Origin of the sequence: Nocardia huaxiensis, from assembly GCF_013744875.1 — a bacterium.
GTDB classification, from domain to species: domain Bacteria; phylum Actinomycetota; class Actinomycetes; order Mycobacteriales; family Mycobacteriaceae; genus Nocardia; species Nocardia huaxiensis.
On the sequence record NZ_CP059399.1, the window covers coordinates 2,485,625 to 2,499,304 of the forward strand.

14 protein-coding genes are annotated in these 13,680 nt (G+C 67.6%); 5 read left to right on the forward strand and 9 right to left on the reverse strand.

Annotation, left to right across the window (positions count from 1 at the left end; genetic code table 11):
* The first annotated feature begins 236 nt into the window (after nucleotides 1–236).
* From H0264_RS11100 to H0264_RS11110, 3 genes are all read left to right on the forward strand, one after another.
* On the forward strand, nucleotides 237–1,514 hold the full coding sequence (locus tag H0264_RS11100) for a PhoH family protein (RefSeq protein ID WP_231087148.1): 1,278 nt from the start codon (nucleotides 237–239) through the stop codon (nucleotides 1,512–1,514).
* A 228-nt stretch (nucleotides 1,515–1,742) separates the two neighbouring features.
* Nucleotides 1,743–2,282, forward strand: a complete 540-nt coding sequence (locus tag H0264_RS11105) for an LGFP repeat-containing protein (protein WP_181583885.1) — start codon at nucleotides 1,743–1,745, stop codon at nucleotides 2,280–2,282.
* Between the two features lie 195 nt (nucleotides 2,283–2,477).
* On the forward strand, nucleotides 2,478–3,335 hold the full coding sequence (locus H0264_RS11110; RefSeq protein WP_244976158.1) for an acyl-ACP desaturase: 858 nt from the start codon (nucleotides 2,478–2,480) through the stop codon (nucleotides 3,333–3,335).
* Between the two features lie 118 nt (nucleotides 3,336–3,453).
* On the opposite strand, the gene H0264_RS11115 is transcribed toward H0264_RS11110, so the two are convergent.
* Both H0264_RS11115 and H0264_RS11120 read right to left on the reverse strand, forming a co-directional pair.
* Nucleotides 3,454–3,891, reverse strand: coding sequence for a limonene-1,2-epoxide hydrolase family protein (locus tag H0264_RS11115; RefSeq protein WP_181583886.1), 438 nt, complete (start codon nucleotides 3,889–3,891; stop codon nucleotides 3,454–3,456).
* 115 nt (nucleotides 3,892–4,006) lie between these two features.
* A complete protein-coding gene (locus H0264_RS11120) occupies nucleotides 4,007–4,720 on the reverse strand; it encodes a TetR/AcrR family transcriptional regulator (protein ID WP_181583887.1) in 714 nt (237 codons plus the stop codon).
* A gap of 101 nt (nucleotides 4,721–4,821) precedes the next feature.
* Between H0264_RS11120 and H0264_RS11125 the strand changes: the two genes are divergently transcribed.
* A complete protein-coding gene (locus H0264_RS11125; RefSeq protein WP_181583888.1) occupies nucleotides 4,822–6,000 on the forward strand; it encodes an FAD-dependent monooxygenase in 1,179 nt (392 codons plus the stop codon).
* Between the two features lie 268 nt (nucleotides 6,001–6,268).
* Here the strand turns inward: H0264_RS11125 and H0264_RS11130 are convergent, their stop codons facing one another.
* From H0264_RS11130 to glpX, 4 genes are all read right to left on the reverse strand, one after another.
* Nucleotides 6,269–7,666, reverse strand: coding sequence for a class II fumarate hydratase (locus H0264_RS11130; RefSeq protein ID WP_181583889.1), 1,398 nt, complete (start codon nucleotides 7,664–7,666; stop codon nucleotides 6,269–6,271).
* Between the two features lie 103 nt (nucleotides 7,667–7,769).
* Complete coding sequence (locus H0264_RS11135; protein ID WP_181583890.1) at nucleotides 7,770–8,054, reverse strand: TFIIB-type zinc ribbon-containing protein; 285 nt, start codon at nucleotides 8,052–8,054, stop codon at nucleotides 7,770–7,772.
* Nucleotides 8,055–8,094: 40 nt separating this feature from the next.
* Nucleotides 8,095–8,625, reverse strand: coding sequence for a phosphotransferase family protein (locus H0264_RS39190; RefSeq protein ID WP_338040140.1), 531 nt, complete (start codon nucleotides 8,623–8,625; stop codon nucleotides 8,095–8,097).
* A 757-nt stretch (nucleotides 8,626–9,382) separates the two neighbouring features.
* Nucleotides 9,383–10,414 carry a class II fructose-bisphosphatase gene (gene glpX, locus H0264_RS11145; protein WP_181583892.1) on the reverse strand — a complete coding sequence of 344 codons (1,032 nt, stop codon included), beginning with the start codon at nucleotides 10,412–10,414 and terminating at the stop codon, nucleotides 9,383–9,385.
* 198 nt (nucleotides 10,415–10,612) lie between these two features.
* On the opposite strand from glpX, the gene H0264_RS11150 reads away from it, so the two are divergent.
* Complete coding sequence (locus H0264_RS11150) at nucleotides 10,613–11,185, forward strand: DUF4245 domain-containing protein (RefSeq protein WP_181583893.1); 573 nt, start codon at nucleotides 10,613–10,615, stop codon at nucleotides 11,183–11,185.
* A 68-nt stretch (nucleotides 11,186–11,253) separates the two neighbouring features.
* On the opposite strand, the gene H0264_RS11155 is transcribed toward H0264_RS11150, so the two are convergent.
* The 3 genes from H0264_RS11155 to H0264_RS11165 form a co-directional block, all read right to left on the reverse strand.
* Nucleotides 11,254–11,481, reverse strand: coding sequence for an exodeoxyribonuclease VII small subunit (locus tag H0264_RS11155; RefSeq protein WP_181583894.1), 228 nt, complete (start codon nucleotides 11,479–11,481; stop codon nucleotides 11,254–11,256).
* Nucleotides 11,474–12,760: an exodeoxyribonuclease VII large subunit gene (xseA, locus tag H0264_RS11160; RefSeq protein WP_181583895.1), complete on the reverse strand. Its 1,287-nt coding sequence runs from the start codon at nucleotides 12,758–12,760 to the stop codon at nucleotides 11,474–11,476. Before xseA ends, H0264_RS11155 begins: the two co-directional genes overlap by 8 nt.
* 104 nt (nucleotides 12,761–12,864) lie before the next feature.
* Nucleotides 12,865–13,566, reverse strand: a complete 702-nt coding sequence (locus H0264_RS11165) for a lipid droplet-associated protein (RefSeq protein WP_181583896.1) — start codon at nucleotides 13,564–13,566, stop codon at nucleotides 12,865–12,867.
* Nucleotides 13,567–13,680 lie beyond the last annotated feature (114 nt).

Here is a 13,680-nt window from a genome sequence, read left to right on the forward strand (position 1 = left end):
GGGGGCCGGCACCCGGCCCTCGGATCGCTTGATCCCAAGGCCGACCGGCCCAGCGAGAACGCTCGCGCGGTGTCGCGCGAGTGGCAAAGGAGCCCACCGTGACTGATGCACGCTCCGTAACCGCCCCCGCGGGGGACGCCAGCTCCACCGAGCAGACGCGTCACACCACAGCGGGAGCTCGCGCCTCACGGTCGCCGCGAAAGGGCGACACCGAATCCGGACCGAAGACCTTCGTCGTGGACACCTCGGTACTGCTGTCGGACCCCTGGGCCCTGACCCGCTTCGGCGAACACCACGTGGTGCTGCCGCTCGTGGTGATCAGTGAACTCGAGGCAAAACGACACCACCACGAACTCGGCTGGTTCGCCCGTGAGGCATTGCGCATGCTGGACGATCTGCGTCTGGCACACGGTCGGCTCGATCAGCGGATTCCCGTCGGCACCGCGGGTGGCACGCTCCAGGTGGAGCTCAACCACACCGACCCCAATGTGCTGCCCGTCGGGTTCCGCACCGACTCCAACGATTCCCGAATCCTCGCCTGCGCCTTGAACTTCGCGGCCGAGGGGGAGCGGGTCGTGCTGGTGTCCAAGGACATTCCGCTGCGCGTCAAGGCGTCGGCGGTCGGCCTGGCCGCCGACGAATACCACGCGCAGGACGTGGTCACCTCCGGCTGGACCGGCATGGTGGAGCTGGAGGTCGGCTCCGATCAGGTGGACCGGCTCTACTCCGAAACCCTGATCGATCTCGACGAAGCGCGAGATCTGCCATGCCACACCGGCATTCGGCTGCTCAGTGCCAAGGGCAGCGCGCTGGGCCGGGTCACCCCGGACAAGCGGGTGCAGCTGGTGCGCGGCGACCGGGAAGCCTTCGGGCTGCACGGGCGCTCGGCCGAACAGCGCATCGCTCTCGACCTGCTGCTCGACGAGAGCGTCGGCATCGTGTCGCTGGGCGGGCGGGCCGGCACCGGCAAGTCGGCGCTGGCGCTGACCGCGGGCCTGGAAGCCGTGCTGGAGCGGCGATCCCATCGCAAGGTCGTGGTGTTCCGGCCGCTGTACGCGGTCGGCGGCCAGGATCTGGGCTACCTGCCCGGCAGCGAGAGCGAGAAGATGGGGCCGTGGGCGCAGGCCGTCTTCGACACCCTGGAGGGGCTCGCCTCGCCGGAGGTGATGGAGGAGGTGCAGGCGCGCGGCATGCTGGAGGTGCTGCCGCTCACCCACATTCGCGGACGGTCGCTGCACGACTCCTTCGTGATCGTGGACGAGGCGCAGTCGCTGGAACGCAATGTGCTGCTCACCGTGCTCTCGCGGCTGGGCAGCGGGTCGCGGGTGGTGCTCACCCACGATGTGGCGCAGCGCGACAACCTGCGGGTCGGACGGCACGACGGCGTGGCCGCCGTGATCGAGAAGCTCAAGGGGCATCCGCTGTTCGCGCACGTGACGCTCACACGCAGCGAGCGGTCGCCGATCGCGGCGCTGGTCACCGAGATGCTGGAGGAGTTCGGACCCAACTCCTGAGCGGGTTGTAGTTCGTGCGGCAGTCCGATCGGCGCTTCGATCGGACTGCCGTTCCGCGTGTATCGGGCGGCGCGCCGTGCGATGGCGGGCAAATGTCCAGCATGTGTTTACCTCGAGGGTCTGCGGGTATATTCCGCGCATTACCTGCTCGGCAAACAAGATCGGGAATCACTTTGTGATTCGCCGGTGGGTTGCCGGGTGTCGGCCTGGATTCTCGAGGAGAGGGACATGCACCACTTCGCTCGACGCACGGCTGGCATCATCGCGGCGGTTTCGCTCGTGACCGTTTTCGCCGCGGGTTGCGACAAGGACGACAAGGACGGCAAGTCCGAAACCGGCATGGCGACCATGACCACCACCATGGCCCCGATGACCGACCACGATCACGACGAAACCGGCGAGGCGAAGGAAACCAAGATCGCCACCCGGAACGGCGAAATCGAAGTCAGCGGAGACTTCCTCGCCAAATACAACGAACTCGGCGGACCCACCGGAGCCCTCGGCATGCCCACCGGCGAGGACGAAGACGCCCCCGGCGGCGGCAAATACCAGGACTTCGCGGGCGGCGCGATCTACAGCAGCCCCGCCACCGGCACCCACGTCGTATGGGGCGAAATCCGCAAGGCCTGGGACGAGAACGGCGGCCCCGGCGGCAAACTCGGCTACCCCACCACCGACGAGATGGACATCGCCGACGGCAAACAGAGCGACTTCACCGGCGGCACCATCACCTGGGTCGACAACCAGATCACCGTCACCGAGAAGTAGGGGAGTCCCCACTCTCGGGAGGGCTCTCAGGGGCTTCGCCCCCGAACCCCCCAGCAGCCGTGCGGGGTCCGGATGTGGTCCGGGCCTCGCGCCGGGGTTGTGATGCGGTCACAGTGGGTGGGGGTCGGGGCTATAGCTTTTCCGAATACGGGCGCTAGGTCCCCGCGTTTGCCGGACAGCCGCTAGGTTGTGGACGTGCAGAACGTTTTGGCCGACCGTGAACTGCTGGTGGAGCTCGCGGAGACGGTGGAGGAGAACCTGGACCGGCATGTGGCCGCGGCGGCCGACTGGCAGCCGCACGACTACGTGCCGTGGGCCGACGGGCGGAATTTCGAGTTTCTCGGCGGAACCGACTGGGAGCCCGGGCAATCCGAGCTGAGTGAGGTCAGCCGGACCGCGCTGACGGTGAGCGTGCTGATTGCCGACAATCTGCCGTCCTACCACCGGGAGATCGGCAAGCACCTCAATCGCGGCCCGTGGTGGCGGTGGGTCGGACGCTGGACCGCCGAGGAGAACCGGCACGAGATCGTCATCCGCAACTACCTCATGGTGGCGCGCGCGGTCGATCCGGTCGAACTGGAGCGCATGCGCATGCGGCACATGACCGACGGCTTCCGCCGCCCGGCCATGCACCTGCTCGACGTGCTCGCCACCCTCGCCTTCGAAGAGGCCGCCGCGGCTGTCCGCCACCGCAATACCGCTGCCCTGGCCGACAATCCGATCGTCGCGACCATTGCCGAACGCATCGCCGCCGACGATGAACTGCAGACCGTCTTCTTCGCCAATATCGTCGCCGCTGCCCTCGACCTGGTCCCCGACCAGGCCGCCCGCGCCATCGCCGACCGCATCGCCGACTTCCACGTCCCCTCGGTGACGCTGGCCGACGGCCGCACCAGCGACGATGTCCTCGCTGCGGCTGGCATCTACGACCGCGCCCGCGAAACCGAACTGGTCTTCCGCCCGCTGCTCGAGCGGTGGAACTTCTTCACCCGCAGCGACTTCGGCGAAGCGGGCGAGAAGGCGCGCGCCGAAATCGTCCACCTGCGGGGGTAGCGCCCAACTCCCGGCGCTGTTGTTTTGCCGAGGACGCTCGCCGCTGGGGTGTTCTGCGCTTGCCCACCCTGCGCCCCTGGCGCAGACTGCCCAAGCGCCCCAGCGGATCGCGTTGTCGTCAGTAGGACGGGCGTTTGGGCGGGAGGGCGGCGCGGATCAGGCCCATCACGGTGCCGCGGAGGAAGTTCTCCCACGAGAAGTGGTCGTGCCACAGGGTGATCCGGCCGTCGCGGAGTTCGAAGGTGCCGCAGACCCAGAAGGAGATTTCGACGGGGCCCATGCGGAGGTGGTCGGTGCGTTCGGTGAGGACGACACTGTCACCGTCGGCGGCGATATTGTGCATGTCGGCGCGGAAGCCGAAACGGTCGGCGCTGAGGAAGTTCAGGACCCAGCGGACGCGGTCGAGGCCGCGAATGTCGGGGAGGCTGGTGTTCTTCCAGACGATGCTCGGATCGGCGAGGTCGAGCGCCTCGTCGACGGCGTTCATCTCCAGTGCGGCGAAGAATTCGCGGACCGTGGTGATCGCGTCCTGCTGCAATTCGGGAAGTTCGGGCATGGTCCGACTGTAGGCCGGACCGGCCGTCCGGCAACAGGGTTCGAGCCGCCACGGGTATCGCCTGCGGCGATCCGCGAGTGACAGCCCGCAGCCACCCGCGTGTCACCGGAGGCGCCTACCGGCGAGTGGCGATGAGTGCTTCCACGCCGTCCAGGATGCGGTCGATGCCGAATTGCAGGGCGTTGTCGCGCCCGCCGGGTCCGGTGGGAGCCCGCAGCGCTTCGGCGAGGGTGGTTGCCACGTTGGGGAAGCGGTCGCCGTGCTCGGCGAGCACCGTACCCATCTCCCGTTTCAGCGCGGCTTCCGCGTCGTCGCCGGTGCCGCTGCCGACCTGCTGCACGAGTCCGCGCGTATGGCCGAGCAACAGCACCACGGTGTCGAATCGTTCCGGCGCGGTGAGCCCGGTGTCGGTGAGTGCCGCGAGAGCCGTTTCCAGCCAGGCCATTTCATTGGGCCCCATGGGCCGCGCGCCGATCGACAGTTCGAGGGCCCACCGATGCGCCCGCGACCGCTCGTAGAAGACCTCGGACCAGCGCCGTAGATACTCGCGCCAGGATTCGTCCGCGGCCTCAGGCGGTGCGCCCATGGCGGAGTCGAGCATGAGCGCGGTGAGTTCGGTTTTGCCCGGCACATACCGGTAGAGCGCCATCTTGGCGCAGCCGAGGCGTTCGGCCAGCCGGGCCATGGACAGCCCGGCGATGCCTTCGGCATCCGCGAGTTCGACGGCCTCGGCGACGACGCGCTCCAGGGTGAGCGAGGGTTTGGGCCCGCGCTTGGGCTTGTGCTGCTGGGTGCCCCACAGCAGTTCGGTCGTGGTCGGTGCCGCCATGGCCGTTGATCCTTCCGAAGCGCGCTTGACTTTCAAACTGCGTCCAGCATACGCTTTTAGTACAGCGTCCATCGGACGCAATTCATGAAGGAGTCTCCGGCATGCGCAACACCACCGTTCTCATCTCCGGCGCGAGTGTCGCCGGCCCCGCCCTCGCATACTGGCTGAACCGCTACGGCTTCCAGGTCACCGTCGTGGAGAAGGCCCCGGCACTGCGCTCGGGCGGGCAGGCCATCGACTTCACCGGCAGCACCCATATGACCGTTTTGCAGCGCATGGGCATCCTCGCGGACATCGAGGCCCGGCAGACCGGCAAGACCGACATGTCGATGGTCGACGCGGACGGCCGCGAATTGGCGGTCATCTCAGGCGATTTCACCGGCGGCGACATCGAGATCCTGCGCGGCGACCTGGCCGAGGTCATGTACAAGCACACCGCCGAGCACTGCGAGTACCTCTTCGGCGACACCATCACCGCGCTGGCCGACACCGCCGAGGGTGTGCACGTCGAATTCGCGCACGCACCCGCCCGCACCTTCGATCTCGTCTTCGGTTGCGACGGAATCCATTCTCGGGTGCGCAAACTGGCCTTCGGGCCGGAGCGGGACTTCGTCAGCCATAAGGGCTACTACTACTGCATCGCCGGGGTGTCGCGCTGGGAGAGTGACGGGCCGCGTGAGCGCGCGCATTCGCAGGCGCGCAACGCCCCCGGACGGCTCGCCGTCTACGGCGGTTCGAAGGCGGCGCAGATGTACATGTTCGCCTCGCCCGAACTCGATTACTCCCGTGACGATTTCGATGCACAGCGCCGGATCGTCGCCGAGAGGTTCGCGGATATGGGCTGGCGGGTTCCCGAAATGCTGGCGGAATTGCCGCAATTGGATGGCTTCTACCTGGATTCGATCAGCCAGGTGAAGATGAAGAACTTCGTGAAGGGCCGCGTCGCATTGCTCGGTGACGCCGGATACGGAAACACCCTGGCGGGATTCGGAACCGGATTGGCAATCGTCGGCGCGTATGTGCTGGCCGGTGAATTGGCCGTCGCCGGGGGCGATCACACCGTGGCGTTCGCCCGCTACGAGGAGATGATGAAGCGCTACTGCAAGCTGGCGGACGGGGCGCACCCGGGGCGTTTCCTGGCGCCGAAGACCGGGGCCGGCATCCGATTCCGCAACTGGTTCCTGGGCTCACGCTTCATGGAGATGATGATGAAGTCGGCCGAGAAATCGAAGGACGATATCGAACTGAAGAACTACCCGGAAATCGTGGGCGCGCGGTGAACACGGGGCGCGGGTATGGCAGTTCTCACCGCCATACCCACCGACCGCGTTATTCAAATGATGATGCCCACCGTGGCCAAGAAGGCGACAAGTCCAGCGGCGCCGAGGCCGACGAGAAGGGCAGCGAGTCCAGTAAGCATTGTTCTTTCCTTTCAGTGGAGCATCCGCGGTTGCGGACACTCAGCTAATCGACGGCAATGCGTGATGCGTTTCACACGAATCGCCGAAAAGGAAAAAACGTAGTTTGACCGGGAGATGGTGTATGCCGTCAGTTCTTCTGGTCGTCGACTTTCGCCATCGAGAGCACATCCAGTCGCCGATCGAGTTCCTCCAGCGACAGCTTGTCGCCGATCAAACCCCGGTCGATGACGGTCTGCCGAATGGTCTTCTTCTCCTTCAGCGCCTGCTTGGCCACCGCGGCGGCCTCCTCGTAACCGATCGCCGAATTCAGCGGCGTCACGATGGACGGCGAGGATTCCGCCAGCTGCCGCAGATGCTCCACATTCGCCACCAGTCCGACCACGCACTTGTCGGCGAACAGGCGAGAAACATTGGCCAGCAGGCGAATCGACTCCAGCACATTGCGCGCCATCACCGGAATGTAGACGTTCAACTCGAAATGGCCGTTGCCGCCGCCCCACGCGACCGCCGCGTCATTGCCGATCACCTGCGCGGCGACCTGCGTAACCGCTTCCGGCAGCACCGGATTCACCTTGCCGGGCATGATGGAGGATCCGGGCTGGAGGTCCGGCAGCTGGAGTTCGGCCAGGCCGGTGAGCGGTCCGGAACCCATCCAGCGAATATCGTTCGCGATCTTGGTCAGGCTGATGGCGACCGTGCGCAGCGCACCCGACAGCTCCACCAGACCGTCCCGCGCGGCCTGCGCCTCGAAGTGGTCGCGGGCCTCGGTCAGATGATCGAGGTTCGTCTGCTTGGCAAGCTCCGCAACGACTTTCGTGCCGAACCCGTCCGGGGCGTTGAGCCCGGTGCCGACGGCGGTGCCGCCGATGGCCAGCTCACCCAGTCGCGGCAGTGTCGCCAGCAGCCGCTCGATGCCGGCGCTCACCTGGCGGGTGTACCCGCCGAACTCCTGGCCGAGGGTGACCGGCACGGCATCCATGAGATGGGTGCGGCCGGACTTCACCACGTCCTTCCACTGCACCGACTTGTCCAGCAGCGCCAGCCGCAGATGCTCCAGCGCCGGCACCAGATCCTTCACCACGGCCTCGGTGGCGGCGAGATGTGTTGCGGTGGGGAAGGTGTCGTTGGACGACTGCGACATGTTCACGTCGTCATTGGGGTGCACGGTGACGCCCTCGCGCGCCGCGATGCTCGCGATCACCTCGTTGGCGTTCATATTCGAGCTGGTGCCCGAACCGGTCTGGAAGACGTCGATCGGGAACTGGTCGTCGTGCTTGCCGTCGGCGATCTCGGTGGCGGCGGCGATGATGGCGTCGGCCTTGGCCTTGTCCAGCAGCCCCAGATCGCGGTTCACGGTCGCGGCGGCCGCCTTGAGCAGGCCCAGCGCGCGGATCTGGGCGCGCTCCAGACCCCGGCCGCTGATCGGGAAGTTCTCCACCGCGCGCTGCGTCTGGGCCCGCCAGAGCGCGTCGACGGGGACGCGGACCTCGCCCATGGTGTCGTGTTCGATGCGGTACTCGGTCATGGATTCGACCCTATGCCCGCCTCGAACGGCGTGGGGGTGCCACGCCTGAGCGAATGACCACACCGCCCCCGGGAATAGCCGGGAACGGTGTGGCCGCACCCGTTTACGACGAGAAGAACAAGCGCCCGACGCCATGCTGCGGGCGATGGCCGTGCCCGTGGCCGTGCCCGTAGTGCGGGGCCTGATGATGCTGCGGCGCACCCCACGCGGGTGCGGCGGGCGGCGGCGGAGCCTGATATCCGGGCTGCTGGTATCCGCCCTCGAGGCGCTGCAGGGCTTCCAGCTCGCCGTAGTCCAGGAAGATCCCCCGGCAGCCGCTGCACTGCTCGATGTGCACCCCCGCCCGGTTGTACGTATGCATAGCCGCATGACACTTAGGGCATTTCATCGGTATTCATCTCCCCGCACTCAACAATCACATGCGAGTTTCACGATACGGCAGCCGCCATCCGCCGACACGAATCCACCAGTGCCACATCCCATTCGTCCAGTTCGCGCCCCTCGGCGCCCGCCTTGGCCACACTGATGGCCGCCGCTTGAACAACGAGCGCCCGCGCCGGACCGTCCAGCACCGCCCACTCGTCATGCGCCGGCACCGCAGGCCCACCGGCCAGTCGGTATGCGTTCAAGAACCGTTCCCACGCAACCGAATCCAAGATCCCCGCCGCGAAGAACCCCGCCATCCGAGCCAGATCCCACACCGGATCCCCCACCCCGAGATCATCGACATCGATGAGCCGCAACGAATCCCGGTCGCCGTCGCCGAGCCGGACCAGCTGTCCGAGATGAAAATCCCCGTGCACGAGTGTGAACGGCCTCATCGGATCGTGCCGCATCGCCTCCAGCGCGGCATCCCCGGCCGGACCCGCTGAGGTCTCCGGCAGCACCGCATGAGCTCGCCACACCGCTGCCGCCGCCACGGGGTCGACGGCGGAACCGGCGATATGCAGCCGATCCATTGCCCGCCGCACCCGAGCTGGACCGCCCGAGACCGGGATCGCGCCCCGTTCCGTGAATTGCTCCTCATCCAAACGGGATTGGTTGATCATGCGCCGCGCGGGGCGATCGCCGGGGGAGACGGGTATGGGAGCTCGATGACCGCCTGGCACGTGCGGCCGACATAGGTCGGCTCCACCGGACGGCTCCTCGGGCTGATACGGCAGGGTGGAACTACCTGGCACTGCTGTGGGAGGCGAGTTGGCCACATCACCTGGTCCTGATCTGGTGCCGATGATCCGCGCCGAGCCAGAGTGTAAGTGGCCGAGGGGGATCCGGTGCAGGCGGGCGAGGAGGATCGCGGCATTTTCCCAGGGGACGTCGTCGGCGGGGTCGAGCGGTCGACGGTACGGCCAGAGCGTCAGTGAGCGGTCCGCGTGTGCGGTCATGAGCGTGCCCGCAGATGGGTCGGCACGCGCGGCTGCGGGTTCCGCACATGGGGAATCGGTGCGGGAGTCAGTCGAACTCGTGTCGAAAGGGATTGGCGGCACGAAGATTTCGTGCAGGACGGGGTGGGCCGCCAGCTGCAGGCGGGCGCGCAGGGCGACGGGGTCGGAGTCGACGGGGTGAGCCTTGCCGACCAGATGTCCGACTCGGACCACCGGACCATCGGCGCGGGCGGAGAGCACCTCCGGCGCGCCGATCGCTCCTGCTCGCCGAGCCAGGTCGGCGAGCAAGGTCACCCAGTCATCGGTGCTGGGCGGCAAGGGTTTTCGCCTGTCAGGGCAGCGGCGGGGCGGCGGCCTCGTCGCCGTGGAAGTCGACGGAGGCGTACTCGCGCAGCTTGGAAAGGCGGTGGTAGGCCTCGACCATGCGGACGGTGCCGGACTTGGCGCGCATGACGATCGACTGGGTGGACGCGCCGCCGCCGAAGTAGCGGACGCCGCGCAGCAGGTCGCCGTCGGTGACGCCGGTGGCGGAGAAGAAGACGTCCTCGCCGGAGACCAGATCCTCGGTGTTGAGGATGCGATCCAGATCGTGGCCGGCGTCGATGGCCTTCTGGCGCTCCTCGTCGTCCTTGGGGGCCAGCTTGCCCTGCAGCGCGCCGCCCATGCAGCGCATGGCGGCCGCGGCGATGATGCCCTCGGGGGTGCCGCCGATGCCGATCAGCATGTCGACGCCGGAGTCGGGACGCGCGGTGGCGATGGCGCCGGCCACGTCACCGTCGGAGATGAGGCGGATGCGGGCGCCGGCCTCACGCACCTGCTGGATCTGCTGCGCGTGGCGCGGGCGGTCCAGGATGCACACGGTCAGGTCGGAGACCGAGGAGTTCTTGGCCTTGGCGACGCGGCGCAGGTTCTCCGCGATCGGAGCCGACAGGTCGATCACATCGGCGGCGTCGGGGCCGACGGCGATCTTCTCCATGTAGAACACGGCCGACGGGTCGAACATGGCGCCGCGCTCGGCGACCGCCAGCACCGAGATGGCGCCGGCCGAACCCTTGGACATGAGGGTGGTGCCGTCGATCGGGTCGACCGCGAAGTCCAGCTCCGGGCCGGTGCCGTCGCCGACCAGCTCACCGTTGTAGAGCATGGGCGCTTCGTCCTTCTCGCCCTCGCCGATGACCACGATGCCGCGCATGGAAACCGTCGCGACGAGCTGTCGCATGGCGTCCACGGCCGCGCCGTCGCCGCCCTCCTTGTCGCCGCGGCCGACCCAGCGTCCGGCGGCCATGGCACCGGCCTCGGTGACCCGGACCAACTCCAGGGCTAGGTTACGGTCCGGAGCCTCGCGGCGGCTGGATGCGGTCATGGCGGATGCCCTCCTAAGTCGTGTACTGCTGCCTAAATTGTCGCATTGCTGTTAACGCCGCTAACCAGGTACGTGCGTTTCCCTTACGCGCAGGTCGCGGCTCTTTACGGAGCGAACGGCGAGCGACCGGGCCTTCGCAAGCTTGCGACACGAGACTGTGAGACGGGTCGCACCGGCTCGCCGTGGATACTGGGGGTCGTGTCGTACCAGAAGCCGCGGAACCAGCACGATTACAAGGACCTGATCTGGTCGTTGGTGCCACTCGTGCTCGGCGCCCTGTTGATCGCGGGTGTGGCCCGCGCCTGCACCTTCACCGCGGACGGTCCGACGCCCGGGCAGATTCCGAGCATCGACGCCAAGGCCACGCTCGAAGGTGACGCCCGCACCATGGGATTCCCGATCCGCATGCCGGCGCTGCCCGAGCAGTGGCGGCCCAACTCCGCCAACAAGAAGAAGACCATCGACGGCGCGGGCGGCGGCAATATCAGCACCATCGGGTACATCTCGCCCGAGGGCACCTACATGCAGCTCACCCAGACCAACGCCACCGAGGACGCGCTGGCGCGGGAGATCATCGGCAGCCGCATCGCCACCGGCACCGAACAGATCGGCGACCGCAAATGGGTGGTTTACGCCGAACCCGGCACCGAACCTTCCTGGATCACCGACTACGGCACCGTCCGCGTCCTGATCAAGGGCGCCGGCAATGCCGCCACCTTCAACACCCTGGCCACGGCCGTCGGCCAAGCCCAGCCGCTGCCGACCACCTGAGCCGCCGCGCGACGCGAAAGGGCCGCACCCGAACGGGGGCGGCCCTTTTCGTCATCCCGCGCCGACGCTCAATCCTCCGAAGCGCGGTGGGCGAGGGCGTCCTCCACACGCTTGCGCGCGCCCGCGAGGTGCTCCTCGCAGCGGTTGGCGAGGGCCTCGCCGCGCTCCCACAGGGCGAGGGAGTCGTCGAGGTCCATGCCACCCTGTTCGAGCATCTTGACCACATTCACCAGTTCGTCGCGGGCGCGCTCGTAACCGAAGGCGGCGATCTCGGAGAGGTCGGTGGATTCAGGCATCGGGGGCGGATTCCTTTCGCGGGCCGAGGGATTGGGTGCCGAGGGCGGCGGCGGTGATCGCGCCGTCGGCCACCCGGATGCGGAGCTGACTGCCGGCGGGGGCGTCGTCGATGGAGCGGACCACCTCGCGGTCCTTGCCGGTCACCTTCTGCACCACGGCGTAACCGCGCGCGAGGGTGGCGGCCGGGCCGAGGGCCGAAACCTTCTCGCGCAGATGGCGAGTGGTGGTGGATTCGGCGGTGAGCAGATGTTCGATGGCGCGGCGCGCGGAGGTGCGCAGGCGCTCGGCCTCGTCGTAGCGCTGGTCGAGCAGACGCAGCGGTTCCGCCAGCGCGGGGCGGGACCGAAGCTGTTGCAGGGCACGGGATTCGCGATCCACCCAGCCGCGCAGGGCGGCCGCCGCGCGGGCGCGCAATTCGTCCAGCAGCGCGGCCTCGGCGGCGGCGTCGGGGACGATGCGCTTGGCGGCGTCGGTGGGGGTGGCGGCGCGCAGGTCGGCCACATGGTCGCTGATCGGATTGTCCGGCTCGTGGCCGATGGCGCTCACGATCGGCGTCTTGGCGGAAACGATGGCCCGGCACAGGGTTTCATCGGAGAACGGCAGCAGGTCTTCGACGCTGCCGCCGCCGCGCGCCAGCACGATCACATCCACCTCGGGATTCGCGTCCAGCGCGGTGATGGCCTCCAGGATCTGCGGCACCGCTGTCGGCCCCTGCACGGCGGTATTGCGAATCTCGAAGCGCACCGCGGGCCAGCGCTGCGTCGCCACCGTCACCACATCGTGCTCGGCGGCCGACGCGCGCCCGGTGATGAGCCCGATGCGTTTGGGCAGGAACGGAATCGGCCGCTTCAACCGCGGATCGAACAGTCCCTCCGCCGCCAGCAGCGCCTTCAACCGTTCGATGCGCGCCAGCAGCTCGCCGATGCCGACCGGCCGAATCTCGGTGACCCGCAACGACACCGTGCCGCGCCCGGTGAAGAACGACAGCTTGCCGTACACGACGACCCGGCTGCCCTCCTGCAACGGCACCGCCGGATCCCGCAGCAATGCCGGATCACATGTCACCGACAGCGACATGTCCGCGGCCGTATCGCGCAACACCAGGAACGCCGTCTTCGTCCCCGGCCGCAGATTGATCTGCGTGATCTGCCCCTCCACCCACACCGAACCGAGCTTGTCGATCCACTGCGCCACCTTCACGGCGACAGTGCGCACCGGCATGGGGTTCTCGGCGGTACTCGACGGCCGCTCGGTCTTCTCGGTGCTCACTGGGCCCATCTTGTCAGGAGCCACCGACCAGATTCCGGAACCCACCGATTTCGCCGCCGACGACAACGCCGACCGCCCGGGTTCCCGGAGCGGTCGGCGCGGAAGTCGATGAGTTATTTGGCCTGGACGGTGGCGATGCGGTTGGTCAGCATCGTGACGAACGGGGCGCGGTCCAGGGTGCCCTGCTCGAACTCCAGCAGGGCGGCGAGGTCTTCGACGGTGAGCTGGCGCAGGCGGGCGCGCAGCTGGGCGATGCTCAGCTCGGAATAGCCGAAGCGGGTGGCCACTTCGGGTTCGACGACACCGTTGCCGTTGCCATTGCTGTGGCCATTGGTGGCGGCGAGGGATTCCGTTGCGGGAGCCTCGGATTCGGTGGACTCCGATTCGGCGGCCTCCTGCACGGCCGATTCGGCGGCGACCGGTTCGGGTTCGGCGACCGGTTCGGGTTCGGCGGCGGCCGATTCGGTGACAACCGGTGCTTCGACGACCGGCTCTTCCTCCGGCGTAAAGAGGTCGAAACGGCTCTGGCGTACCGATTCCGAAGCGGCGCCAGGAGTTTGCTCGAACTCCTCGTCCTCATCGAAAGTGGCCCACTCCGGCTGCTCTTCCGGCTGATTCAGCAGCTGATCGAAAAGGGCATCGCCCTTGAGTGCGAGGCTGGTCACGAACTGCTGCACGTGCATTGTCGTCTGCAGCATCTGACTGATCGCGGTGATCGGGAAATTGAGTGCGGTCGTCGGTAGCCGACGAGTTTCCTCGAGGGCATAGACAGCGGCCCCGGCAGCGACCCGGGCCAGGAACGGAGGTCGGAACATGCCCCTAGCCTGCCCGAAACGCCGTGTGATGCATAGGTGAGAACTCACGAAAAGTGATTCTGGTATCTGCCTCCGGGCGGCTGCGCATCACCCCGCACACGTATTCTGTGGGGC

Excerpts from the sequence above, each read along its gene's own strand:
- H0264_RS11105 (WP_181583885.1), top strand. The coding sequence starts at position 1,743 with ATGCACCACTTCGCTCGACGCACGGCTGGCATCATCGCGGCGGTTTCG.
- H0264_RS11115 (WP_181583886.1), bottom strand. The coding sequence starts at position 3,891 with ATGCCCGAACTTCCCGAATTGCAGCAGGACGCGATCACCACGGTCCGC.
- H0264_RS11120 (WP_181583887.1), bottom strand. The coding sequence starts at position 4,720 with ATGGCGGCACCGACCACGACCGAACTGCTGTGGGGCACCCAGCAGCAC.
- H0264_RS11125 (WP_181583888.1), top strand. The coding sequence starts at position 4,822 with ATGCGCAACACCACCGTTCTCATCTCCGGCGCGAGTGTCGCCGGCCCC.
- H0264_RS11130 (WP_181583889.1), bottom strand. The coding sequence starts at position 7,666 with ATGACCGAGTACCGCATCGAACACGACACCATGGGCGAGGTCCGCGTC.
- H0264_RS11135 (WP_181583890.1), bottom strand. The coding sequence starts at position 8,054 with ATGAAATGCCCTAAGTGTCATGCGGCTATGCATACGTACAACCGGGCG.
- H0264_RS39190 (WP_338040140.1), bottom strand. The coding sequence starts at position 8,625 with ATGGATCGGCTGCATATCGCCGGTTCCGCCGTCGACCCCGTGGCGGCG.
- glpX (WP_181583892.1), bottom strand. The coding sequence starts at position 10,414 with ATGACCGCATCCAGCCGCCGCGAGGCTCCGGACCGTAACCTAGCCCTG.
- H0264_RS11155 (WP_181583894.1), bottom strand. The coding sequence starts at position 11,481 with ATGCCTGAATCCACCGACCTCTCCGAGATCGCCGCCTTCGGTTACGAG.
- xseA (WP_181583895.1), bottom strand. The coding sequence starts at position 12,760 with ATGGGCCCAGTGAGCACCGAGAAGACCGAGCGGCCGTCGAGTACCGCC.
- H0264_RS11165 (WP_181583896.1), bottom strand. The coding sequence starts at position 13,566 with ATGTTCCGACCTCCGTTCCTGGCCCGGGTCGCTGCCGGGGCCGCTGTC.